This is a genomic window from Phenylobacterium aquaticum (assembly GCF_947378715.1).
GTDB classification, from domain to species: domain Bacteria; phylum Pseudomonadota; class Alphaproteobacteria; order Caulobacterales; family Caulobacteraceae; genus Phenylobacterium; species Phenylobacterium aquaticum_A.
Genome location: NZ_CANCLE010000030.1, coordinates 1 through 23,198, shown reverse-complemented (window position 1 = coordinate 23,198; position 23,198 = coordinate 1). Strand labels below are relative to the sequence as shown.

Annotated in this window: 19 protein-coding genes and 1 pseudogene; 8 read left to right on the top strand and 12 right to left on the bottom strand. The window is 69.0% G+C overall.

Annotated features, from left to right (window positions below; translation table 11 throughout):
* The first annotated feature begins 23 nt into the window (after window positions 1-23).
* On the top strand, window positions 24-1,091 hold the full coding sequence (mnmH, locus tag Q7P21_RS06250) for a tRNA 2-selenouridine(34) synthase MnmH (RefSeq protein WP_304171373.1): 1,068 nt from the start codon (window positions 24-26) through the stop codon (window positions 1,089-1,091).
* Between the two features lie 7 nt (window positions 1,092-1,098).
* Here mnmH and Q7P21_RS06245 read toward each other — a convergent pair whose 3' ends face one another.
* The 11 genes from Q7P21_RS06245 to Q7P21_RS06195 all read right to left on the bottom strand — a co-directional run bounded on the left by Q7P21_RS06245 (window position 1,099) and on the right by Q7P21_RS06195 (window position 13,603).
* Window positions 1,099-2,385, bottom strand: a complete 1,287-nt coding sequence (locus tag Q7P21_RS06245) for an FAD-binding oxidoreductase (RefSeq protein ID WP_304176245.1) — start codon at window positions 2,383-2,385, stop codon at window positions 1,099-1,101.
* Complete coding sequence (locus Q7P21_RS06240) at window positions 2,385-3,791, bottom strand: glutamine synthetase family protein (RefSeq protein ID WP_304167578.1); 1,407 nt, start codon at window positions 3,789-3,791, stop codon at window positions 2,385-2,387. Before Q7P21_RS06240 ends, Q7P21_RS06245 begins: the two co-directional genes overlap by 1 nt.
* A complete protein-coding gene (locus tag Q7P21_RS06235) occupies window positions 3,788-5,191 on the bottom strand; it encodes an aspartate aminotransferase family protein (protein WP_304176243.1) in 1,404 nt (467 codons plus the stop codon). The genes Q7P21_RS06240 and Q7P21_RS06235 overlap by 4 nt, the downstream gene beginning before the upstream one ends.
* Window positions 5,188-5,958 (bottom strand): gamma-glutamyl-gamma-aminobutyrate hydrolase family protein, encoded by a 771-nt coding sequence (locus tag Q7P21_RS06230; protein ID WP_304167587.1) that lies wholly within the window; start codon window positions 5,956-5,958, stop codon window positions 5,188-5,190. The genes Q7P21_RS06235 and Q7P21_RS06230 overlap by 4 nt, the downstream gene beginning before the upstream one ends.
* A 2-nt stretch (window positions 5,959-5,960) precedes the next feature.
* A complete protein-coding gene (locus tag Q7P21_RS06225) occupies window positions 5,961-7,088 on the bottom strand; it encodes an ABC transporter ATP-binding protein (protein WP_304167573.1) in 1,128 nt (375 codons plus the stop codon).
* An 8-nt stretch (window positions 7,089-7,096) separates the two neighbouring features.
* Entirely contained in the window at window positions 7,097-7,981 is an 885-nt protein-coding gene (locus Q7P21_RS06220) for an ABC transporter permease (protein WP_304176258.1), read from the bottom strand.
* The gene (locus Q7P21_RS06215; protein WP_304176241.1) at window positions 7,963-8,868 is read right to left on the bottom strand and encodes an ABC transporter permease; all 906 of its coding nucleotides are present in this window, start codon (window positions 8,866-8,868) and stop codon (window positions 7,963-7,965) included. The genes Q7P21_RS06220 and Q7P21_RS06215 overlap by 19 nt, the downstream gene beginning before the upstream one ends.
* A 22-nt stretch (window positions 8,869-8,890) precedes the next feature.
* Window positions 8,891-9,997: a PotD/PotF family extracellular solute-binding protein gene (locus tag Q7P21_RS06210; protein ID WP_304167565.1), complete on the bottom strand. Its 1,107-nt coding sequence runs from the start codon at window positions 9,995-9,997 to the stop codon at window positions 8,891-8,893.
* A 93-nt stretch (window positions 9,998-10,090) separates the two neighbouring features.
* Entirely contained in the window at window positions 10,091-11,464 is a 1,374-nt protein-coding gene (locus tag Q7P21_RS06205) for a glutamine synthetase family protein (RefSeq protein ID WP_304176255.1), read from the bottom strand.
* Window positions 11,465-11,472: 8 nt separating this feature from the next.
* Window positions 11,473-12,855 (bottom strand): aspartate aminotransferase family protein, encoded by a 1,383-nt coding sequence (locus Q7P21_RS06200; protein WP_304176239.1) that lies wholly within the window; start codon window positions 12,853-12,855, stop codon window positions 11,473-11,475.
* A 64-nt stretch (window positions 12,856-12,919) separates the two neighbouring features.
* The gene (locus Q7P21_RS06195; protein WP_304167559.1) at window positions 12,920-13,603 is read right to left on the bottom strand and encodes a GntR family transcriptional regulator; all 684 of its coding nucleotides are present in this window, start codon (window positions 13,601-13,603) and stop codon (window positions 12,920-12,922) included.
* Window positions 13,604-13,735: 132 nt separating this feature from the next.
* On the opposite strand from Q7P21_RS06195, the gene Q7P21_RS06190 reads away from it, so the two are divergent.
* The 7 genes from Q7P21_RS06190 (at window position 13,736) to Q7P21_RS06160 (ending at window position 22,803) form a co-directional block, all read left to right on the top strand.
* On the top strand, window positions 13,736-14,947 hold the full coding sequence (locus tag Q7P21_RS06190; RefSeq protein ID WP_304176238.1) for a class I SAM-dependent methyltransferase: 1,212 nt from the start codon (window positions 13,736-13,738) through the stop codon (window positions 14,945-14,947).
* A gap of 113 nt (window positions 14,948-15,060) precedes the next feature.
* A complete protein-coding gene (locus Q7P21_RS06185) occupies window positions 15,061-17,322 on the top strand; it encodes a TonB-dependent receptor (RefSeq protein WP_304176236.1) in 2,262 nt (753 codons plus the stop codon).
* Entirely contained in the window at window positions 17,319-18,494 is a 1,176-nt protein-coding gene (locus Q7P21_RS06180; RefSeq protein WP_304167551.1) for an MFS transporter, read from the top strand. The genes Q7P21_RS06185 and Q7P21_RS06180 overlap by 4 nt, the downstream gene beginning before the upstream one ends.
* 38 nt (window positions 18,495-18,532) lie before the next feature.
* Window positions 18,533-19,219, top strand: a complete 687-nt coding sequence (locus Q7P21_RS06175) for a TetR/AcrR family transcriptional regulator (RefSeq protein WP_304167548.1) — start codon at window positions 18,533-18,535, stop codon at window positions 19,217-19,219.
* Between the two features lie 79 nt (window positions 19,220-19,298).
* Entirely contained in the window at window positions 19,299-20,570 is a 1,272-nt protein-coding gene (locus Q7P21_RS06170; RefSeq protein WP_304176234.1) for a D-arabinono-1,4-lactone oxidase, read from the top strand.
* A gap of 287 nt (window positions 20,571-20,857) precedes the next feature.
* Window positions 20,858-21,991 carry a DSD1 family PLP-dependent enzyme gene (locus Q7P21_RS06165; protein WP_304176232.1) on the top strand — a complete coding sequence of 378 codons (1,134 nt, stop codon included), beginning with the start codon at window positions 20,858-20,860 and terminating at the stop codon, window positions 21,989-21,991.
* 353 nt (window positions 21,992-22,344) lie between these two features.
* On the top strand, window positions 22,345-22,803 hold the full coding sequence (locus Q7P21_RS06160) for a nuclear transport factor 2 family protein (protein ID WP_304176230.1): 459 nt from the start codon (window positions 22,345-22,347) through the stop codon (window positions 22,801-22,803).
* Between the two features lie 188 nt (window positions 22,804-22,991).
* On the opposite strand, the pseudogene Q7P21_RS06155 reads toward Q7P21_RS06160, so the two are convergent.
* Window positions 22,992-23,198, bottom strand: a pseudogene (locus tag Q7P21_RS06155) (long-chain-acyl-CoA synthetase); the annotation flags it as partial.

Sequence of the window (23,198 nt, the reverse complement as noted above, 5' to 3'; positions counted from 1 at the left end):
TCGGTCGGCGGCGCGCGCCTGAGATGGCGCGCATACAGATCATCCAGAGCGCCGACGCCCCATCGCTGGCGGCCTTCGACACCGTCATCGACGTGCGCAGCCCGGGCGAATTCGCCGAGGACCATGCGCCGGGCGCGATCAACCTGCCGGTGCTGACCGACGCCGAACGGGCCGAGGTCGGGACCATCTATGTCCAGGACTCCCGGTTCAAGGCCAACCGGATCGGCGCGGCCTATGTGGCCCGCAACATCGCCCGCCACCTGGAGACCGCCCTGGCCGACAAGCCCGCCGACTTCGCGCCCCTGGTCTATTGCTGGCGCGGCGGTTCGCGGTCGGAGGCCATGGCCACCATCCTGTCCCGCGTCGGCTGGCGGACCTCGATCCTGGCCGGCGGCTACCGGACCTATCGCCGGGGCGTGCAGGCCAGCCTCTATGAGACGCCCTGCCCCCTGAAGCTGCTGCTGCTCGACGGCGACACCGGCACGGCCAAGACCGAGATCCTGGCCCGTCTCAGCGCGCGCGGCGTGCAGGTGCTGGACCTGGAGGGCCTGGCCGGCCACCGGGGCTCGCTGTTCGGCGCCCTGGCCGGCAGGCCGCAGCCCAGCCAGAAGATGTTCGAGACCGAGCTGCTGTTGGCGCTCCAGGCGCTCGATCCGGCCCGGCCGGTGGTGGTCGAGGCGGAGTCCAGCAAGATCGGCGACCGCATGATCCCGCCGGCCCTGTGGCAGGTCATGCAGGCCGCGCCCCGGGTCGAGGTGATCGCGCCCCGGCCGGTGCGCGCCGCCTATCTGGTGGCCACCTATCACGACATCGTCGCCGATCCCGTGGCCCTGGAGGCCGCCTTCCACCGGCTGCCGGTCTATCCCGGCCAGCGCCGGCTGGAGGATTGGCGCAAGCTGGCCGGGGCCGGGGACTTCGTCCCCCTGGCCGAGGCGGTGATGGAGCTGCACTACGATCCCGCCTATCGCCGCGCCCGGCGCAAGGATGGCCGCCCCGCCCTGGCCAGCCTCGAGCTCACCGCCCTCGACGACGCGGCCCAGGCGCAGGCCGCCGACCAGATCGCCCGGCTGGTCCAGACCCTGCCCCTCTGAGGCCGTCTCACAGGCGGTCGCGCAGGGCGTACCAGCTCAGGCCGGCCACCGTCAGCGGCCAGCGCAGCAGGCGACCACCCGGGAACGGCGGGACCGGCAGGCGCGCCAGCAGCTCCACTCCCGCCGTCTCCCCCAGGGCCGCCTCGGCCAGCAGCTTGCCGAAATAGGGCGCCAGCATCACCCCCTGGCCCGAATAGCCGGCCGCGACCTGGACACCGGGCGCGAGGGTGCGGACGTAAGGGACCCGGTGCGTCGTCACGCCCAGCGTCCCGCCCCAGGCATGGGTGATCGCCACATCGGCCAGCTGCGGATAGATCTTCAGCATGTGGCGACGCACGAAGCCGGCCAGGTCGCGGGGGAAGGTCGGGCTATAGTTCTCGCCGCCGCCGAACAGCAGCCGCCCGTCCGGGCTCTTGCGGAAATAGTTGATCACGAAGCGGCTGTCGGCCACGGCGGCGTCGGAGCGGATCAGGGTCTCCGCCCGCGCGCCCAGCGGCTCCGTCGCCAGGATGAAGTTGTTGATCGGCATGACCCGCGCCGTCGCCGCCCCGCCGGCCAGCTGATCGAGATAGCCGTCGCCGGTGAGGATCAGCTGGTCGCAGATCACCCGCCCGCCCGCCGTCTCGACCACGATCTTGCCGGCCTCCCGCCGCCAGGCCCGCGCGGCGCTCCGCTCATGGATCTCCGCGCCCTGGCCGATCGCGGCCCGCGCCAGGCCAAGCGCCAGGTTCAGCGGATGCAGGTGCCCCCCCGACCGGTCGATCATGCCGCCGAAATAGACCCCTGTTCCCAGCTCCGCCGCCAGCTCCGCCGCGCCGATCAGGGCCAGATTGTCGTCGCCATAGCGGCTGGCCATGAGGTCGATATGGCGGGCGTCATCATCCGCCCCACCGGGCTTGTGGCGCGCATGGATCATGCCCGGCCGCCAGTCGCAGGCGATGGCGTGCTCGGTGATCAGGGCCATCAGATGGGCCCGCGCCGCCTGGGCCTGGCGCCAAAGAGCCAGGGCGTCGTCGCGGCCGACCGCCTTCTCCAGCCAGGCCTGGTCCCGCCGCTGGCCGGCATGGACCTGGCCGCCATTGCGCCCCGACCCGCCGGACCCGACCTCGGCCGCCTCCAGCACGATCACGCCCGCGCCACGTCCCGCCAGCTCCAGCGCCGCGCCCAGGCCCGTATAGCCCGCCCCCACCACGCAGACATCGGCCCGCGCATCCCCCGCCAGCGGCGGCAGGGTCGGAAAGGCCGTGGCGGTGTCGGCGTACCAGGACCCCGGCGGATGGCCGGTGTTGCGCATCAGACGTTCAGCAGCAGGAACTCCCGCTCCCAGGGGCTGATGGTCTGCATGAACACCTCATATTCCGCCTGCTTCACCCGGTCATAGGCCTGGCAGAAGGTGGCCCCCAGGATTTCCACCAGGGGCGTGGCCTCGGCGAACAACCGCAGCGACTCGGTCAGGCTGCGCGGCAGTTCGACGCCCCGGACGCTGGCGTCGGTGTCCACCGGCGCGGTCGGCGACAGGTTGTGGATCATGCCCAGATAGCCGGCCGCCAGGGTCGCGGCGATGGCCAGATAGGGATTGGCGTCCGAGGACGGGATGCGGTTCTCAAGCCGCCGGTTGGCCGGGTCCGACGGCGGCACCCTCAGGCCGCAGGTGCGGTTGTCATAGCCCCACTGGGTGTTGACCGGCGCCCCGCTGCCCTTGGAGATCCGCCGGTAGGAATTCACGTAGGGCGCCAGGATCGCCATGATCGCCGGCAGGTATTTCTGCTGGCCGGCGATGAAGGCGTAGAACAAGGGCGTCGCCTCCCCGGTCTTGGGGTCGGAGAACAGGTTCGCGCCGTCGTCGGGGCTGACGATCGACTGGTGGATGTGCATGGCCGAGCCCGGCTCGCCAGCCATCGGCTTGGCCATGAAGGTCGCGTAGATCTCGTGCTCCAAAGCGGCCTCGCGGATGGTGCGCTTGAACATGAACACCTGGTCGGCGAGCTCCAGCGGATCGCCGTGGCGCAGATTGATCTCCATCTGGGCGACGCCGCTCTCGTGGATCAGGGTGTCGATCTCCAGCCCCTGGGCCTCGGAATATTCGTACATGTCCTCGAACAGCGCATCGAACTCATTGACCGCCGAGATCGAATAGCCCTGGCGCCCGGTCTCCGGCCGGCCCGAGCGGCCGATCGGGGGGCGCAGCGGATAGTCCGGATCGGTGTTCTTCTCGACCAGATAGAACTCCATCTCCGGCGCCACCACCGGCGACCAGCCGCGTTCGCGATAGAGCGCCAGCACCCGGCGCAGCACCTGGCGCGGGCTTTCCTCCACCGGCCGGCCATCGGGATGGAAGGCGTCGTGGATCACCTGGGCGGTGGGGTCCTGGGCCCAGGGCACCACGGCCAGGGTCGCGAAGTCGGGGGTCAGGAAGATGTCGGTGTCGGCCTGCACCGAGCTCACCGCCCCCTCGAACTCCGGGAAGTCGCCGGTGATCGTCTGGTAGAACACCGCCAGAGGCAGGTTCATCTGCGGCGCGCCCAGGAACTTGCGCACCGGCATGATCTTGCCCCGCGCCACGCCGGCCAGATCGGGCGCCATGCACTCGATCTCCTCGATGTTCTGGCGCGCGAACCAGGCCTGCGCCTCCTCGATATCGGCGACGCCGCGCGACGTACTTGGGCCGGCCTTGGATTTCTTCGCCTTGGGGGACTTCATGCCGCCGCCTCCGGTTTCAAGGCGCGGAGCACGGGCAGGGCTTCATCCAGCGACGTGCGGATGATGCCGACCAGATCGTCGATCTGGGCGTGGGTGATGATCAGCGGCGGGCAGCAGACGATGGTGTCGCGGATGCCGCGCACCATCAGGCCATTGGCGATGCAGCGGTCGCGCACGATCGGCCCGGCCTCGCCCTCCTTGTCCAGGAACCGGTGGTTGGTCCCCTTCTCGCGGACGATCTCGACGGCCCCGATCAGGCCGAGCGAGCGGGTTTCGCCGACCAGCGGATGGTCGTTCAGGCTCGCCAGGGCCTGGGCCAGATAGGGCCCGGTGTCGGTGCGGGTGCGGGTGACCAGGTCCTCGCGCTCGATGATCTCGATATTCTTCAGCGCCACGGCGCAGGCCGCCGGGTGGCCGGAATAGGTGAAGCCGTGGATGAAATCCCCGCCCTTCTCCTTCAGCTCCGCGACGATGTGGTCCGCCACCCCCACCGCGCTGATCGGCAGATAGGCCGAGGACAGCCCCTTGGCCATGGCGATCATGTCCGGCTTGATCCCGTAGTGATGGTGGCCGAACCAGTGGCCCAGCCGCCCGAAGCCGCAGATCACCTCGTCGCAGACCAGCAGGATCCCGTACTTGCGGCAGATGGCCTCGACCTTGGGCCAATAGCTCTCCGGCGGAATGATCACCCCGCCCGCGCCCTGCACCGGCTCGCCGATGAAGGCTGCGACATTCTCCGGCCCCACCGCCAGGATCTTGTCCTCGATCGCCTGGGCGGCGCGGGTGGAAAAGGCCTCCGGGTCCTCGCCGAAGCCGTCGCCGAACAGATAGGGCTGCATCACATGCTCGACGCCCGGGATCGGCAGGTCGCCCTGCTCGTGCATGTGCTTCATGCCGCCCAGCGACACCCCGGCCACGGTCGAGCCGTGATAGGCGTTCCAGCGGCTGATGAAGATCTTGCGGTTGGGTTCGCCCTTCAGCTTCCAATAGTGGCGGGCCAGGCGGAACACCGTGTCATTGGCCTCCGACCCCGACGAATTGTAGAAAACGTGGGTCAGGTTCCCGCCCATCTTCTCGGCGATCTTGGCGGCCAGCCGCACGGCCGGCGGCGTCGCCGTCTTGAAGAAGGTGTTGTAGTAGGGCAGCTCCAGCATCTGGTCATAGGCCGCCTGGGCCAGCTCCTGGCGGCCATAGCCGACGTTCACGCACCACAGGCCGGCCATGCCGTCGAGGATGGTGTGGCCCTCCCCGTCATGGATGTAGCAGCCGTCGGCGCGGGTGATGATCCGGCTGCCGCCCAGGGCGGCGATCACCTTGTGGTCGGCCTGGGCCGGCAGGTGGTGGGCGAGGTCCAGGCGCTTCAGTTCGGCGATGTCATGGTTGCGGATGGGAACGGTCACTGGGGGACTCCTGGCGTTTCGTCGACGAGCGGCGCGCCTCTGAGGGCGCGTCCGAAAACTTGGAAGAATGTCTGGCTCTGCGGATGGGCGGCGGTGCGCCACTCGGGATGCCATTGGACGGCCAGCAGCGGCGCGCCATTGACCGTCGCCGACACCGCCTCCACCACCCCGTCCGGCGCGCGGGCCTCGACGCTGAGCCCGTCGCCCAGCCGGTCGACGCCCTGATAGTGGACGGAATTGACGCTCGCCCGCTCGGTCCCGAAGGCCCGCGCCAGCACCCCGCCCGGCGTCAGCTCAACCGGGTGGAGGTGGTCGAACATCGCGTTGAAATCCGCCTCGTCCGGGGCGTGGTGGGCGATCAGCTCGGCCGCGTGCGCCATGTCCCGGCGCAGCGATCCGCCAAAGGCGACATTGATCTCCTGGAACCCCCGGCAGATGCCGAACACCGGCCGGCCGAGATCGAGCATGGCGGCGATCAGGTCGCGGGTCATGGCGTCGCGGGCGGCGTCGAACGGCCCCGGCGCGTCGTCCATCGCCTGGCCATAGGTCGCCGGATCGAGGTTCGAGGGACTGCCGGTCAGCAACAGCCCGTCCAGCCGGGGCGCGACTTCCGAGGCCTTCATCAGTTCCGGCATGGACGGCACCAGCAGGGCCGCAGCGTCGGCATAGGCCATGGCGTGGGCGACATAGCGGTTCATCACCGCCTGGGCCGGCTCGATCCCCACCGTCCGGGTGCAGCAGATCACGCCGGCGACGGGGCGGGGCAGGCTCATGACAACAGGACGGCGGGCGAACAGGCGTGCCAGCAGAGCCAGACCGCCTCGCCCAGGGCGAAGTCTTCCTGGTCCCAGCGGGTCAGGTTGGAACGCTTGACCTTGATCCGCCGCCCGCCGCCAATCTCCACCTCATAGATGCTCTCGCCGCCCAGATAGGCCTCGTGGCGGATGGTCCCGGCCACGGCGTTGGCGCCGGGGGGCGCGTCGCCCATGCTGGGCGCGGTCGAGCCTTCCGGCCGCTTGTGCAGCTCGATCTTCTCCGGCCGGATCGCCGCCCAGACCACCCCGCCGCTGGCCCCCGTGACCCCGTGATCCAGGAAGATGTCGGTGGAGATCTCCGGCGACTTGATCACCGCATGGTCCGGCTCGTCGACCGCCAGCACGCCCTCGAACAGGTTCACCGTGCCGATGAAGTCGGCCACGAAGCGGCTGTTGGGAAACTCATAGAGGTCGTTGGGGCTGGCCACCTGTTGCAAGAGGCCCCGGTTCATCACCGCGCAGCGCGACGCCAGCGCCAGCGCCTCGTCCTGGTCGTGGGTGACCATGATGAAGGTGATGCCGACCTTCTCCTGCAGGGTGGAAAGCTCGGTGCGCATCTGCTCGCGCAGCTTGGCGTCCAGGGCCGAGAGCGGCTCGTCCAGCAGCAGCACCCGGGGCCGCTTGACCAGCGCCCGGGCGAGCGCCACCCGCTGGCGCTGGCCGCCCGACAGCTGGTCCGGCTTGCGGCCGCCCAGCCCGCCCAGTTGCACCAGCTCCAGCGCCTCCTCGACCCGGCGGTTGCGCTCGGCGGCGGGGACGCGGTCGACCTTCAGCCCATAGGCGACGTTGTCGGCCACGCTCATGTGCGGGAACACCGCGTAGGACTGGAAGACCATGTTCACCGGCCGCTTGTTCGGCGGCACCGAGGAGATGTCCTCCCCGTCGATCAGGATGCGGCCCTCGGTCGGGGTCTCGAACCCGGCCAGCATGCGCAGCAGCGTGGTCTTGCCGCAGCCCGAGGGTCCCAGGAGCGAGAAGAACTCCCCCTCCTGGACGGACAGCGAGACATTGTCGACGGCGACCATCTTGCCGAAGCGCTTGGTGATGTTCTCGAAGGTGATGATGGGCGGCTTGTCGGACATCAGGGCTCTCAGGACTTGTCGGCGGCGGGCGCATGGCCGGCGGTGACGGCCGGGTCGCCCTGCAGCCGCAGGGCCACCGCCGTCAGGATCACGGTCAGGACGATGAGGATGGTCGAGGCCGCATTGACCTCCGGCGTCACCGAGAAGCGGACCATGGAATAGACCTTCACCGGGAAGGTCACGGTGTCGGGCCCGGCCGTGAAGAAGGTGATGACGAAGTCGTCCAGGCTCAGCGTGAAGGCCAGCAAGGCCCCGGCCACCAGCGAGGGCGCCATGTGCGGCAGGATCACGTCGACGATGGTCCGCCATTCGCCGGCCCCCAGGTCGCGGGCCGCCTCCTCCATCTCGCGGTTGAAGCTGGCCATCCGGGCCCGCACCACCACCGCCACGAAGGGGAAGGAGAAGGAGATGTGCGAGATGATGATCGCCCCCAGGTTCAGGGGCCAGACCAGCCCCTGGGGCCAGGGCATGACGCGCGCGAAGAACACCAGCATGGCTACGCCCATGCAGATCTCCGGCACCACGATCGGCAGGGCGAGCGCCCCGTCCAGCACCGTCTTGCCGGGGAACCGGAACCGCCACAGCACCAGGGCCACCATGGCCCCCAGGATCAGGCTCACCACCGTCGAGACCGCCGCGATGGTCATCGAATTGCCGAAGGCCTCGATCAGCGAGGCGTCATGAAAGGCCTTGTCGTAATATTTGAGGGTGAAGCCCTTCCAGACGATGTTGCGGCGGCTGTCATTGAAGCTGAAGGCCATCAGGGCGATCAGCGGCACATAGAGGAACAGCCCGACGGCGGCGAGCCAGGCCTGCATCTGCCAGCGCCGCAGATATTCCAGCGGCCCGACCGGATATTTCCGCGCGGACGCCATCAGCGGGCCTCCGGCGATCTGCGCGACATGAGCGCCTGGATCGCGATGGCGATGAAGGTCAGGTACATCAGCACGAAGGACAGGGCCGCGCCGAACGGCCAGTCATTGGCCCGCTTGAACTGCCGCTCGATGACATTGGCGATCATCTGGCTGTCCGGACCGCCCAGCAGGTCGGGGGTCAGATAGGCGCCGAGCGCCGGGATGAAGGTGATCAGCACGCCGGACGCTATGCCGGGCAGCGCCAACGGCACGACGATGCGGAACAGGGTGCGCATCTGGCCGGCGCCCAGGTCGAGGCTGGCCTCCAGCAGCGAGCGGTCCAGCCGGTCGAGCGCCGAATAGAGCGGTAGGACCATGAACGGCAGGTGGACATAGACCAGGCCCAGGATCACCGCGAAATTGTTGTGCAACAGCTCCAGCGGCTGGAAGTCGCCGATCGGCTTCAGGCCCAGCAGGGCCGCGATCAGCCCACCCCCATGCCACAGCCAGCCCAGCGACATGTTCACATAGCCCTCGGTCCTCAGCACCGCGATCAGGGCGTAGGTGCGGATCAACAGGTTGGTCCAGAACGGCAGCATGATCAGCAGCAAGAGCCAGGCCTTGGCCTTCTCCGAGGCGAAGGTGATGGCCAGGGCCACGGGGAAGCCGACCACCAGGCACAGGCCCGTGGTCAGGCCCGCCACCCAGGCCGACTTGACGAAGATCTTCAGATAGAGCGGCTCGATGGCCCGGGCGTAGTTGGCGAAGGTGCCCGTGAACGAGATCTCGGTCAGGCCGACATTGTGGCCGAAGCTGTAGGCCCAGACGATGCCCAGCGGCACGAGGAAGAACAGCACCAGCCAGAACAGCGGCGGCCCCAGCGCGCCGGCGAACACCGCCTTGGCCTTGGTCCAACTGAGCTCCATGGTCCTGCCCTCCCCGCCGTGATCAGGCCGCCCGCACCCGGGTGATGACCTCTTCGTAGAGGCTGGCCTTTTCCGCGCCTTCGAAGGCGCCGTACTCGCACTTGGCCATGATGTCGGCGGGCGGGAAGATCACCGGGTTGTTCTTGTAGGCATCCGGCATCAGCGCCTTGGCCGCCGCGTTCGGCGTCGGATAGAGGATGGTCTTGGTGATCTCGGCGCCGGCCTGGGCGTCCAGCAGATAGTTGATGAAGGCGTGCGCATTGTTCGGCCGGGGCGCCCCCTTGGGGATGCACAGGGTGTCCGAATTGAGCAGGCTGCCCTCCTTCGGCACCACGAAGTCGAGGTCGGGGTCCTCGCGCATCACCTGGGCGATGTCGCCGTTATATTCGAGCACCAGGTCCACATCGCCGGCCGCCAGCATGTCCTGGCCGTTGTCGTCGTGGAACGCCTTCACGAACGGCTTCTGCTTGATCAGCATCTTCTCGATCTCGGCGACCAGCTCGGGCGGGATGGCGTTGACCGAGTGGCCCTTGTACTTGGCGGCCAGCCGGATCAGGTCGGCGCTCTCGGACAACAGCGCGATCTTGCCTTTGTACTGGTCGCTGTCGAACAGGTACTTCCAGCTGTCGGGAACCCCCTTCACCTTGCTCTTGCGATAGCCGATGCCCAGCACCAGCCAGGTGTAGGGCATGGAGAATTTCCGGCCCGGGTCGTAGTCCGGGTTCAGGAAGGCCGGATCGATATTCTTCATGTTGGGGATCTTCGAGTGATCCAGGGCCTCCAGCATGCCGGCCTGGCCCATGCGGGTGACGAACTCGTTGGACGGCACGATCACGTCGAAGCCCGGATTGCCGGCCTTCAGCTTGGCGAACAGTTCGTCATTGGTGGCGAACAGGCTCATGTTCACCTCGACGCCTGAGGCCTTCTTGAAGTCGGCCAGCGTCGTGGCGCCGATATAGGTGTCCCAGTTGTAGAAGTTGAGCTTGGCCTCCTCGGCTCCGCCGGCCGCGCCCTTGGTGGCGGCCTTGGGACTGCAGTCCGTCAGGCTGAAGCCGACGGCCGCGGCGCCCAGCGCCGTCAGCAGCGACCGCCGCGACGCCCCGCCGCGAAATGAATTGGTCTGGCTCATGGCCCTTCAGCTCCCTCGCTCAATCGTCCATTGGCATGGCGGACACGGCCCGCCGTTCAGTTCAACTCAAGCCTCACATCCCGCGCCACACCCTCAGGCGTTGCGCAGATACCAGTCAAAATCGAGCGCGGTGACCACCTCGAAGAACCGCGCCTGCTCGGTGCGCTTCACCTTCACGAACATCTCCACGAAGCGATCGCCCAGATAGTCGCGCAGCACCGTGCTGGCCTCGAACAGGTCGACGGCCGCGAACCAGTTGGAGGGCAGCCGGACGTTCTCCCGCGCCGCCGCCGCATAGCCGTCCCCGACCACCGCCGGGCCCGGATCGATCCTGTGGGTGATGCCGTGGTGGGCGCAGGCCAGCAGGGCCGCCAGCACCAGATAGGGGTTGCCGTCGGCCCCGGCGACGCGGTGCTCCACATGGCGGGTGGGCGGCGGGCCGGCGGGCACCCTGAGCGACACCGTGCGGTTATTGACCCCCCAGGTCGGGGCCACGGGCGCATAGGAATTGGCCTTGAACCGGCGATAGCTGTTGGCGTTGGGCGCCAGGATCGCCATGCAATCGCCCATCAGCGCCTTCATGCCGCCGATGGCGTGCTTTAGCAGCTCGGAGCCCTCCAGGTCCTCGCTGGCGCAGAGATTGTTCCCGGCCGCGTCATTGACGCTGACATGCACATGGAAGCCGTTGCCGGCCCGGTCGGACCAGGGCTTGGCCATGAAGGTCGCCTCGCAGCCATGCCGCAGGGCCACGCCCTTGGCGGCGCGCTTGTAGATCAGGGCGTCGTCGGCGGCGGCCAGCGCGTCGGGCTTGTGCTTGAGGGTCAGCTCCACCTGGCTGGGCGCGAATTCCGAGATCGCGCCCTCCAGCGGCACGTCCAGTACGTCGGCCGTCTCCCACAGCTCGCGCAGGAACGGAGCGATGGCCTCCAGCTCGGGCAGGCCGTAGACCTGTATGCCGTCCGGGCGCTGGCCGGTCAGGGGCGATTTCGGCGGCTGCAGGTCGCCGCTCGCCGTCCGCTCCAGATCGACCAGGTAATATTCCAGCTCGCAGGCCACCACCGGGGTCAGGCCGTCGGCGGCGAACCGGTCCAGCACGCGGCGCAGCACATGGCGCGGGTCGAGGTCGTTGGGCGTCCCGTCCAGCTCGTAGAGCGACAGCATCACCTGGGCCATGTCGTCGCCGAGCCAGGGGGCGAGCTTCAGGGTCCCGGGCACGGGCCGCGCGCGGCGGTCGGCGTCGCCGTCCTCCCAGACCAGGCCGGTCTCCTCGCAGTCGGCGCCCAGGGTGTCGACCACCAGGATCGAGCCCGGCAGGAAGCGGCCATAGTCATAGATCGCCTGCAGCTCGTGAATCCGCAGCCGCTTGCCGCGCGGCACCCCGGTCATGGAGGTGAAGAACACCTCGACGAACTTCACCTGCGGGTGGGCGGCGAGGAAGTCGCGGCATTCCTGGGGATCGGCGACCATGGGGGACGTCATGCGGCAAGGTCCTTGAGCGCGCCGGCGAAGCCCGCGACCGCGGCGACCAGCCGATCGATCGCGGCGTCTTCCGTGACCGGCGACACCAGCATCATGTTGTGAAAGGGCGCGATCAGCACCCCTCGGTTGATCAGCCACAGATGAAAGGCGCAGACCAGGGCGGGGTCCAGGGCCTTGCGCATCTGCTGGGCGTTTTTCGGCGGCGGATCAGCGAACACCAGCTCCACCCGCGCGCCCACCTGGACCACCGACCAGGCCAGGCCATGCTCGGCCACGACCGCCTCCAGCCCCGCGACCAGCCGCCCCGCGCCGGCCAGCATCCGGCCATAGGCGGCGGGCGTCATCACATGGGTCAGCATGGCCCGCATCGCCGCCATGGCCAGCGCATTGCCCGACAGGGTGGTGCCGATGCCGGACTGGCCCGCCCCGATCCGCAGCTGGGCCGCGTCCATGCGCGCCGAAAGTTCAGCCGTCACGCCCCAGACCGCCGCCGGCACACCGCCGGCTATGGCCTTGCCGATCACCAGCATGTCGGGCGCGAGGTCGTGGGCGCCGACATAGCCGCCGGGGCCGGTCGAGAGCGTATGGGTCTCGTCGAGGATCAGCAGGGTTCCGGCCGCGCGGGTCAGGTCGGCAAGCGCGGCGTGGAAGCCGGGATCCGGGGCGATCATCCCGCAATTGGTCATCACCGGCTCGGCCAGGACGGCGGCCACGTCGCCGGGCGCGAGCGCCGCCTCCAGCGCGGCGAGATCATTGAACGGAACCACCCGCGTGGTGGCGGTCAGGTCATGGACCTGGCCGACCAGGCCCGGCTTCATCACCGCCGCCCCGTCCGCCAGCACCACGAAGGCGTCCTCGACCATGCCGTGATAGCAGCCGTCGAAGATCACGATCACCGGCCGCTGCGTCACCGCCCGGGCCCAGCGGATCGCGGCGCGATTGGCGTCGCTGGCCGTGGTCGCCGTCTGCCACAGGGGCAGGCCGAAGCGCTCGGCCAGCAGCCGCCCGACGATCACCGCCTCGGTGGTCGGCAGCATGAAGCCCGCCCCGCGCTTGATCTGGTCGGCGACGGCGGCGGCGACCTCCGGCTGGCCATGGCCGAACAGGGCGGGCGTGTCGCCCAGGCAGAAGTCGTCATAGAGGGTGGCGTCGACATCGGTGATCTGGGCGCCCTGGCCCTGGACCGCGAAGATCGGGACCGGGCTCGCCCAGTCCCCCATCCAGTGCATCGGCGCGCCGCCGCGCCAGACCGCCGCCGCCTGGCCGGCCAGGGCGACCGACCTCGGATGCGTCGCCTCGAACCGTGCGGTCTCCGCCGCCCACAGACCGGCCAGGGTCTTGGACTTGGGATCCGGCAGGGGTTGGGCCGACAGGGTCACGCAGGCTTGATCCTCAAACTGTGATCACAGTTTTGCCGGGCCGTCGATCTGTCAAGCCACAGCGTCATGGCTGGGCCTCGACGGCGGCGCGCATCTTGTCCATGCCTTCGGAAAGATCAGCGGCGATGGCGCGGCGGGCGGCCTCCGCGTCACCGGCCCGCAGCGCGGCGATCGCCTCGGCGTGATAGTCGGCCAACAGGCTGTCGGCGCCCACCCGGCCGAACACCACCCGCATGAACGGCCCGATCTGCAGCCACAGCCCCGCCGCCATCGACAGCAGCACATCGGCGCCCGACCGCTGGTAGATCGCGAAGTGGAAGGCGTGGTTGGCGGCCATGTAGCCGTCGACGTCTCCGGCCGCCAGGGCGGCGTCGAGACGGGCGTCAATCCCTTGCAGAACCTGGATCAGCGCGTCGTCCGCGTGCGGCGCGGCGCGGGCCGCCAGCTCCGGCTCGATCCAGAGCCTCGCCTGTTCCAGCTGCTCCAGCCGGGCGGCGGTCAGGGAGGGCACGCTGAGCCGCTTATTGGCCGGATTGATCTCCAGCGCCCGCTCCGCCACCAGCCGGCGGACGGCGTCGCGCACCGGCATGGGACTGACCCCCAGCTCCACCGCCAGCCCGCGCAGGCTGACCCCGCGCCCCGGCGCGATGGCGCCGGTGATCAGGGCCTGGCGGATGGCCTCATAGACCTGGTCATGCACCGCCTGGGACTGGGCCAGAGGGCGCCTTTGCGGAGCGGCGGTCGCCATGCAGGGGTCCGGGTGGAAACGAATGCGATCACAGTGCATGAAGATCGCGCGCGCGCCAGTCTCGGCATGACGCCCGCGCGGCTTCCGTCGACCGGCGGCCCGGCGCAAGATGGCGACCGCCGCGCCAGCCCCATGAGTCCCATGCCCCTCGATACGCCCGAGCCTGCCCCCGAGCCTGACGTCGAGGAGGCCCTGCGGATCGGCCTGGCCCGGCTGCGCGAGCACATGCTCAACCTGGCGGAGCTGATCTTCCAGCGCTGCCTGGAGCGGGCGCCCGGTCATTCCACCGCCCTGCGCCTGCTGGGGATCACCCGCTTCAAGCTGGGGCTGCAAGCCGAGGGCCTCGCCCATCTGCGGTCCGCTGCGGCCGCCGACCCGGCCGATCCCCTGGCCTGGTGCGATCTGGCGGTGGGCCTGGGCCTGGCCGGCGAGGCGTCTGCCGCCGCCGAGGCCCGCGAGCACGCGTGCGCCCTCCCCGAAGACGGCGCACCGGTCCCGCCACTCTCCGACCTGACCTGGTCCTGCGACCGGGCGCTGTTGAACTTCAAGCTGGTCGACTACGACTATACCGCCCGCATCCGCCACGGCGCCGGTCGCCCCTCGCATCCGGAGCTGGCCGCCCAGATCGGCGCCGGCCGGGCCCGCTACGCCGCCCTGCTGTCGGAGATCGCCGAACTCGCCCCCGGTTTCGCGACCATTCCCATGGGCGGCGAGAACGAGGACCCCAACCCCTTCTGGCTGAACGCCTGGTTCAACTCCCTCGACGCCATGGTGCTGATGGGAATGCTGCGCCGGGGCGACCCCGCCCGCTTCGTGGAGATCGGCTCGGGCCTGTCGACCAAGTTCGCCCGCCACGCCGTCCGCGCCCACGGCCTGCGCACCAAGCTGATCTCCATCGACCCCCAGCCCCGGGCCGAGATCGACACCCTCTGCGACCAGGTGATCCGCAAGCCCCTGGAGCGCTGCGACACGGCCATGTTCGAGGCCCTGGGGCCTGGCGACATCCTGTTCCTGGACAGCTCCCACCGCTCATTCCAGAACTCCGACGTGACGGTGTTCTTCCTGGAGATCCTGCCCCGGTTGAAGCCCGGGGTGATCGTCCACATCCACGACATCTACCTGCCCGACGACTATATCAGCGGCCATATCCATCGGATGTGGAACGAGCAGTACCTGCTGGCCACCGCCCTGCTGTTCGGGCCCCAGGCCTTCGAAATCCTCATGCCCAACTGGTGGGTCAGCCAGGACCCGGCCCTGTCGACCCAGGCCCGCGCCACCCTGCGCCCCGGCCCCCTGGCCGGCCTCGATATCTATGGCGCCTCGTTCTGGATGCGGAAGACCTAGGGACCGTCGCACCCCAGGGCTTTGGCCGCCCGGCCGACCTTCACCCCAAGATTGCGCTTGCCAAAACAGTAGTCATCACTACCGTCTCAAAATCTTCATAGGGGACAATGACGATGATGAGGACGCGAGCCCTGGCGGGCGTTGGACTGGCCGCCCTGCTGGCGGCGGGAGGGGCTCACGCCCAGACCTCCGGCGGCAACGAGGTCGAGGAGATCGTCGTCACCGCCCAGAAGCGGGCCGAGAACCTCCAGGACGTTCCGATCGCCATCACCGCCCTGACCGGCGAGACCCTGCGCAACCAGCGGGTCGGCAATCTGCTGGGCCTGACCGGCCTGTCGCCGGGCCTGCAGATCAAGACCGACGACAACGCCGCCAACCCGCGCATCTTCATCCGCGGCGTCGGCGTCAACGACTTCAACCCCTCCACGGCCAGCGCCGTCGGCATCTATGTCGACGGGGTCTATGTCGCCTCGCCGCTCGCCCAGCTCGCCTCCTTCTACGACCTGCAGCAGGTCGAGGTGCTGCGCGGGCCCCAGGGCACCCTCTATGGCCGCAACACCACCGGCGGGGCGATCAACGTCACCACCAAGAAGCCGACCAAGACCTTCCAGGCCGACGCCTCCCTCGACTACGGCACGCTGAACGCCGTCAATTTCCAGGGCGGGGTCGGCGGCCCGGTCCCGGTGCTGGGCGACTCGCTCTCCTTCCGGCTCAGCGGCGTCTATGACAAGGACGACGGCTACACCCTGAACCGGCTGACCGGGAACAAGGGCAATGACGCCAACCGCTGGGGCCTGCGCGCCGCCCTGCGCTACCAGCCCGACGACAAGCTGACCGCCGACCTGACCGTCAGTCTCAACCAGTCCCGCGGCGGCTCGATCCTGGCCTATAACCGCCCGCTGGTCGCCCAGACGGCGGCGGCCTCCGGCGCCTTCGATCCCTCGCTCGGCTACGCCATGTGCAAGCCGGCCTATTACACCTCCGGCCAGTGCACCAATGTGCTGGGCTACGCCAACGCCAGCGGCGATCTCTACCAGGGCGACTACCAGTTCGAGGGCAAGGACATCCTCAAGCTGTTCGGGACCTCGGCGACGATCAGCTATGACCTCGGCCCGATGACCCTGGTCTCGGTGACCGGCTATCAACGCGCCGCCCGCGATGACGCGGAAGAGACCGACGCCAGCCCCTATCCGCTGATCACCGCGCGCTACATCGCCCGCGAGGAGACCACCAGCCAGGAACTGCGCCTGCAGTCGAACGGCAAGACGGGGCTGCGCTGGCTGGCCGGGCTCTATTTCGCCAACGACTATCTGAACAACAACTCGACCTATGACGTGCTGCGCGCCGCGCGCAATCCCACCCCCGCCAACCCGACGGGCGTCGACCTGGCCAATTCCATCGGCCTGTTCGGCTGGCCTCTGCACCAGAGCTCGAAGAGCTACGCCGCCTTCGGCCAGGCCGACTATGACCTGACCGAGCGCCTGACGCTCACCGCCGGCCTGCGCTATTCGGTCGACGAGAAGGACTTCCACTATGTCAGCGAGGCCGAGGGCGGGGCGATCCCGATCTTCGCCTTCGACCAGTCCAAGACCTTCCGCTCGGTCTCGGGCCGGCTGGGCGTCCAATACAAGCTGACCGACGACGCCAACATCTACGCCAGCTACAACCGCGGCTATAAGAGCGGCGGCTTCTTCTCCGGCCAGACCACCGAGCCCTCGGACCTCGGCCCCTATCAGGACGAGAAGGTCAACGCCTACGAGGTCGGGGCCAAGAGCGAGTTCTTCGACAAGCGCCTGCGCGCCAACGTCTCGGCCTTCTACTATGATTACAAGGATCTGCAGGTCTACACGGTGATCCAGCGCGGCGCCCTGTCGGTGCAGTATTTCACCAACGCCTCCGCCGCCAAGATCTACGGCGCCGACGCCGAGATCCAGGCCACCCCGGCCGAGGGCCTCGACCTCAGCCTGGGCGTCTCCCTGCTCAGCGCCGAGTACAAGGACTTCGTCTCGGTCGGCACCGACTATTCCGGCAACACCCTGCCCTCGGCGCCCAAGACCAGCGTCAATGGCGCGGCCCACTACGAACACCCGCTGCCGATCGGCGCGTTCGTCGGACAGGTGGACTTCACCTACCGGACCAAGGTCTATTTCGACACCGCCAACACCGAGCGGCTCAGCGACCCTGTGCGGACCTTCGTCAACGCCCAGTTCGGCTGGCGGCTGGAGGATGGGAAGTACGAGATGGGCGTCTGGGGCAAGAACATCTTCGACGAGACCAATATCGTCGACATCACCCCGATCCCGGGCCTGGGCTTCGACGTGTTCAGCGTCGGCGCACCGCGCACCTATGGCGTCTATCTGCGGGCCAAATATTGAGCCCGGAGCCGATCCGGGCGGGCTGGATCGGCCCGCCCCCCAGCCTCACCCAGCAGGTCGCGGCCTTCTGGGTCGGGGTCATGGGGGTGATGTTCGCCGGCGTCGGCCCGCTGCTGCTCGGCGGGCTGGAGGCCACGGGCCGCCTGACCGCCGCCCAGCTGGGCCAGGCCGGGACGGTGGAGCTGCTCTCCATGGGGGTCGCGGCCAGCCTGGCCGGCCCGCTGCTGGGGGCCCAGCGGCTGCGTCTGATCGCCGTGGTCTGCGGCCTGCTGATGGCCGGCCTGAACCTTGTCACCACCCAGGTCGGCGGCGACATGCTGACCCTGGTCCGCGCCCTCACCGGCCTGCCCAGCGGGGTGATGATCTGGCTGGTCACCGGCATGATTGTCCGCTCGCCCAGGCCCGAACGCGGCTCGGGCCTCTATCTCACCATCCAGACCCTGGCCCAGCTCTTGGTGGTGGCTGGGGTCAGCGCCTTCGTGCTCAAGCCGCTGGGCGTCGATGGCGGCTTCGCGGTGCTGGCGGGCCTGGCCCTGCTGAGCGCCGCCGCCGGCCTGGTGGTCCCCGACAGCTACTGGCCGCTCACCGACCATGACCAGGGCCCCGGCGGCCTGCCCAGTCCGCGCGGCTGGGTGGCGCTCGCCGCCACCTTCGCCTTCCAGGCCTTCATCCTGGCCTTCTGGATCTATGTCGAACCCCTGTCGCGCCAATCGGGCCATGCGCCGGCCATAGCCGGCATCGCCATCTCCCTGTCCCTGGCGGCCCAGGTGGCAGGCGGCTCGGCGGCCACGGCCCTGGCCGGACGGGTGTCCTGGTTCAAGGCGCTCGCCATGTCCATCGGGCTGATGATCGCCACCCTCTTCCTGTTCGGGGCCCGGCCGGCCGCGCCGCTGTTCCTGGCCGGCTCCGGGGTCTTCGGCTTCCTGTGGATCTTCGCCGCCCCCTATCTGACCCCCCTGGCCATCGAGGCCGATCCCACCCGGCGCGCCGCCATGCTGGGCCCGGGCGCCAGCCTGCTCGGCTGCAGCGCCGGCCCCTTCCTGGCCTCGCTGCTGGTCAGCGACACCGATGTCCGGGGCGCGATCTGGCTGGCCGTGGGCTTGGCTCTTCTGACGCTCGGACTGATCGTCGGCTTGCATTTGACCCGGGCACGCGCTGTCCTGCGCCTGTGAACGGGACCGGGGCGACGCCGGTCGGGGTGGAGAGCGGAATGCTGACTCAGACGGCGAAGCGGGCGGCCGGGCGCAAGGCCGCGCCGTCGGACGTCGACGCCGCCATCCCGCTCGAGGCCAAGCTCCAGCCCACCCAGGCCCGCGCCCAGGACACCTATGAGGTGGTGCTGGCCACGGCCGGCGAGATGCTGCGCGACATCGGCTTCGAACAGCTGACCACCAATGCGATCTGCCAGAAGGCCGGCCTGACCCCGCCGGCCCTCTATCGCTACTTCCCCAACAAGTACGCGATCCTCAAGGAACTCGGCGACCGGCTGATGGCCGCCCAGGACGACGCCGTCATCGCCTGGATCGGCGCCGGCGGGCTGGAGGGCGCGACGGTCGACGAGCGCCTGGCCAAGAGCCTGGCCATGCACCGCGAGATCATCGAGATCACCTTGCGCTTCCCGGGCGGCGCCGCCATCGGCCGGGCCCTGCGCGCCATTCCCATGCTCCAGCGCCTGCGCTTCGAGAGCCGCGACATGGTCGCCGACCGCTTCTACGACGCCGTGCGGCCGCGCTATCCGACCGTCGCCGAGACCCGGCTGCGGGTCGCCATGCGCATGATGGTCGAGCTCAGCTACGCCGCCACCGAGATGGTGGTCGAGGAGCCCGACCGCGACGCCGACAGCCTCAACCACGAGGTCTGCCTGCTGTTCGCGCTCTATTTCGAAAGCTTCGCCTGAACAGGCGCCAGGGCGGCCAAGACCGCTTGCCAGAACGATAGCTTCGACTATCGTATCGGCGACATCAGGAGGACACACGATGGCGGAATGGAGCAACTGGTCGGGTAGCGTGGCCGCGACACCGGCGACGGTGGCTCGCCCCCGGGACGCTCAGGAACTGGCCGGCCTGGTCAGCCGCGCGGACAAGGTCCGGGTGGTGGGCGCGGGCCACTCCTTCATGCCGCTCTGCGCGACCGACGGCCTGTTGATCAGCATGGCCGACTACCAGGCCAAGGTGGAGGTCGCCCCCGACCGCAAGACCGTCTGGGCGCCCGCCGGCTGGGGTCTCGACCGGCTGACCGCCGCGCTCTGGGCCGAGGGCCTGTCGCTGATCAACCAGGGCGACATCAATCCCCAGTCCCTGGCCGGGGCCACCGCCACCGGCACCCACGGCACCGGCGCCGAGCTCGGCAGCCTGGCCACCCAGGCCTGCGGCTTCCGCCTGATGGGTCCGGACGGCGCGATCGTCGAATGCGGCCCGGACGAGCATCCCGAGCTCTATCAGGCGCAACGCCTGTCGCTCGGCCTGTTCGGGGTCGCCACCGAGATCCGCATCCATGTCCTGCCCGCCTATCACCTGGAGGAACGGATCGAGCGCCGCCCCCTGGCCGAGGTCGCCGAGCGCCTGGACGAACTGGCCGCCGCCACCCGGCACATGGAATTCTTCGTCTTCCCCTATTCCGACCAGGTGATCTTCAAGACCCTGCATCCGGCCGAGCCCGAGGGGGAATTCCAGGGCGGGACCGATATCGACGAGACCGTGTTCCGCCTGGTCTGCGACCTGGGCGCCGCGGCCAAGGGCATGATCCCCACCCTGCAACGCCTGATCATGCGCATGTCGGCCAAGCCCCAGCGCCGGGTCGGCCCGGCCTATGGCATCTTCCCGTCGGAGCGCACCATCCGCTTCGAGGAGATGGAATATGAGTTGCCCCGCGCCAACGGCATGGAGACCCTCAAGGAGGCCATGGGCTATATCCGCAAGAAGCGGATGCCGATCGCCTTCCCCTTCGAGTTCCGCCTGACCGCCGGCGACGACATCTGGATGAGCCCGTTCAACAAGGGTCCCGGCGCCTCGATCAGCTTCCACCAGTACGCCAAGATGGCCTGGCGCCAGGAGTTCGCCGAGATCGAGGCGATCTTCCAGGCCGGCGAGGGCCGCCCCCACTGGGCCAAGCGCCACACCCTCACCACCGCCGACGTCCACCGCCTCTATCCCAAGACGCCGGACTATCTGGCCGCCCGCCAGGCCGCCGACCCCCAGGCCAAGTTCGCCAACGCCCACCTCACCGAACTGTTCGGCATCGGCGGCTAGATGCGCAAAAAGCCCCTCCCCCGTGCAGGGCTGTGGCATATGGCCCCAGCGCGGTTGCTCCCCTCCTGGGGGAGCTGGCCCGAAGGGCCTGAGGGGGACTTTGACTCTCTCAGCTGACCCGCGAACCACTCAGAAAGACCATCAGAGTCCCCCTCACCCGGCCATGCGGCCGGGAGCTCCCCCAGGAGGGGAGCAACCCAGCGAGCCGAGCCCTCAGACGCCTCATATGCGATAGCCATGCTCCCCGTTGGAGGGCTCTTCGCTCCCGCCTCCCCAAGGAGATCGACGTGAACGACCAGGAACTGCACGCCCATCTGATCGGCCGCCAGGGCTCGCGCCGTGACCTCAACACCCCGGTGCTGGTGGTCGAGGAAGACGCGCTCCAGCGCAACATCGCCCGCATGGCCGAGTTCGCCGCCGCGCACGGCCTCAAGGTCCGCCCCCACGCCAAGACCCACAAGAGCGCCGACATCGCCAAGCTGCAGATCGCCGCCGGCGCCGTCGGCCTCTGCTGCGCCAAGCTCGGCGAGGCCGAGGCCCTGGCCGATGGCGGGGTGCTCAAGGGCCTGCACATCACCTCGCCGGTGGTCTCGCCACCGGCCATCGCCCGCCTCGCCCAGCTGAACCTGCGGGTGGACGAGATGATGAGCGTCGTCGATCATCCGGACAACGCCCACGCCCTGGGCGTCGCCGCCGCAGCCGCCGGCAAGCCCCTGCGGGTGGTCATCGACATCGATCCCGGCATCCGCCGCACCGGCGTCGGCTCGGCCGAGGCGGCCGTCGCCCTGTTCCAGGCGATCGCGGCCGAACCCGGCCTGACCTATATGGGTGTCCAGTTCTATTGCGGCGCCCAGCAGCACATCGAGGACTTCGCCGCCCGCAAGGCCGCCGCCGAGGACCGCGCCGCCTATCTGCGCACCGTCATCGCCGCCCTGACCGAGGCCGGCGGCCCGCCCCAGATCGTCACCGGCTCGGGCACCGGCACCCACCGCATCGACGCCGATTTCGGCCTGTTCACCGAACTCCAGGTCGGCTCCTATGTGTTCATGGACAGCCAGTACCTGGCCTGCGCCGAGATCGGCCCCTATGAGACCAGCCTGTTCATCGACGCCCGGGTGGTCAGCGCCAATGCCCCCGGCATGGTCACGGTCGACGCGGGCTTCAAGGCCTTCTCCACCGACGCCGACAAGCCGGTGATCACCGCAGGCGTGCCCGAGGGGTCCAAGTACTTCTTCATGGGCGACGAACACGGCGCGGTCATCCTGCCCCCCGGCGCCGACCAGCCCGCCATCTCCGACATGGTCAGCCTGGCGGCCCCCCACTGCGACCCGACCGTGAACCTCTACGACACCTATCACGTGGTCCGCGACGGCACGCTCACGGCGCTCTGGCCGGTGTCCGGACGGGGCCGGTCGCGCTAACCGACCCTCGCGCCGCCCTGCCAGGGGGCCAGGGCTAAGACAGCCTGAGAGAAGTCTTCCCTCGCCCCGCTCTTGCGGGGAGAGGGCAGGGTGAGGGGCGCGTCGCAGGGCGGCGCGTCTTTCGGCGATGCAGCTGGAATGGCGGGCCATGTGCAACCGGGAAGATCGTCGACACTTTAGACCGGGATGATGGTCGACAGATTGTTGGGGTCTTCCGGCGCTTCGGGGAGCCATATGTGCGACGCCCGCCGCCGACCCTGAGGCTGTGGGGCGGGGAAGGTCGCGGTAGCAAACCCGCGTTCCGCGTTGTCCTGAGCGGGTATAGGGTCAGACTCCATCCTGAGGAGAATGGCATGCGCCTCGCGATCTCAGTCACGGTCCTGGCGCTCCTGGCCGCCGGACCTGCCATCTGCGCGCCGAAATCCGATCCGCTGGCCGAGCAGCTCATCGCGATGGAAAAGCAGTCCTGGGTCGCCTGGCAGGGCCATGACGGCAAGTTCTTCGACCAGTTCCTGTCGGCCGACCATGTCGAGGTCGGCGCAGGCGGTCCAGGCGACAAGGCCGGCGTGGTCGCCGGCGTCGCGGGCGGGGCGTGCACGGTGGCGAGCTACGCCATCGACCACTTCAAGGTCACGCGCTTCAGCGCCGACAGCGCTCTACTCACCTACCGGGCGCAACAAGACACCAGATGCGGCGGCGCGGCCGTGCCCAGCCCGGTCTGGGCGACCTCGGTCTTCGTCAGGCGCCACGGCCGCTGGCAGAACGCGGTCTATGTCCACACCCTGATCCCGCAGCCCGCGCACGGAGGGTGAGATCGCCAACGGGCGCTAAGGCAGATTGCATTTCCTTGACAAGAACAAAAAGCGAACATATCGTTCCGCCCTTCGCTCTTTCCATTGTGAATCCAATCGCTTGACCCCACCCCGAATTCGCGGAGAGGGGCGGCGTATACGACTACATCTGCTGCCTCAAATCGGCCGACTGCGCCGGGGCGCTGGCCCTACAGCTTCACCCCACCGGCCAGGATCTTCGCGTATCCCGCCTTGGTCAGCTTCACATAGCCCTTCACGGGGTCCTTGAAATAGAGCGGGTTCTTGATCCTGCCCGGATCGAACCCGTCGGCCACCAGGTCGAGCTTGCGGTACTTGAAGGTGCCGGTGGTCTCGATGGCCGGCAGCAGGCGCAGGAACACCGGCTGGGCGTAGGG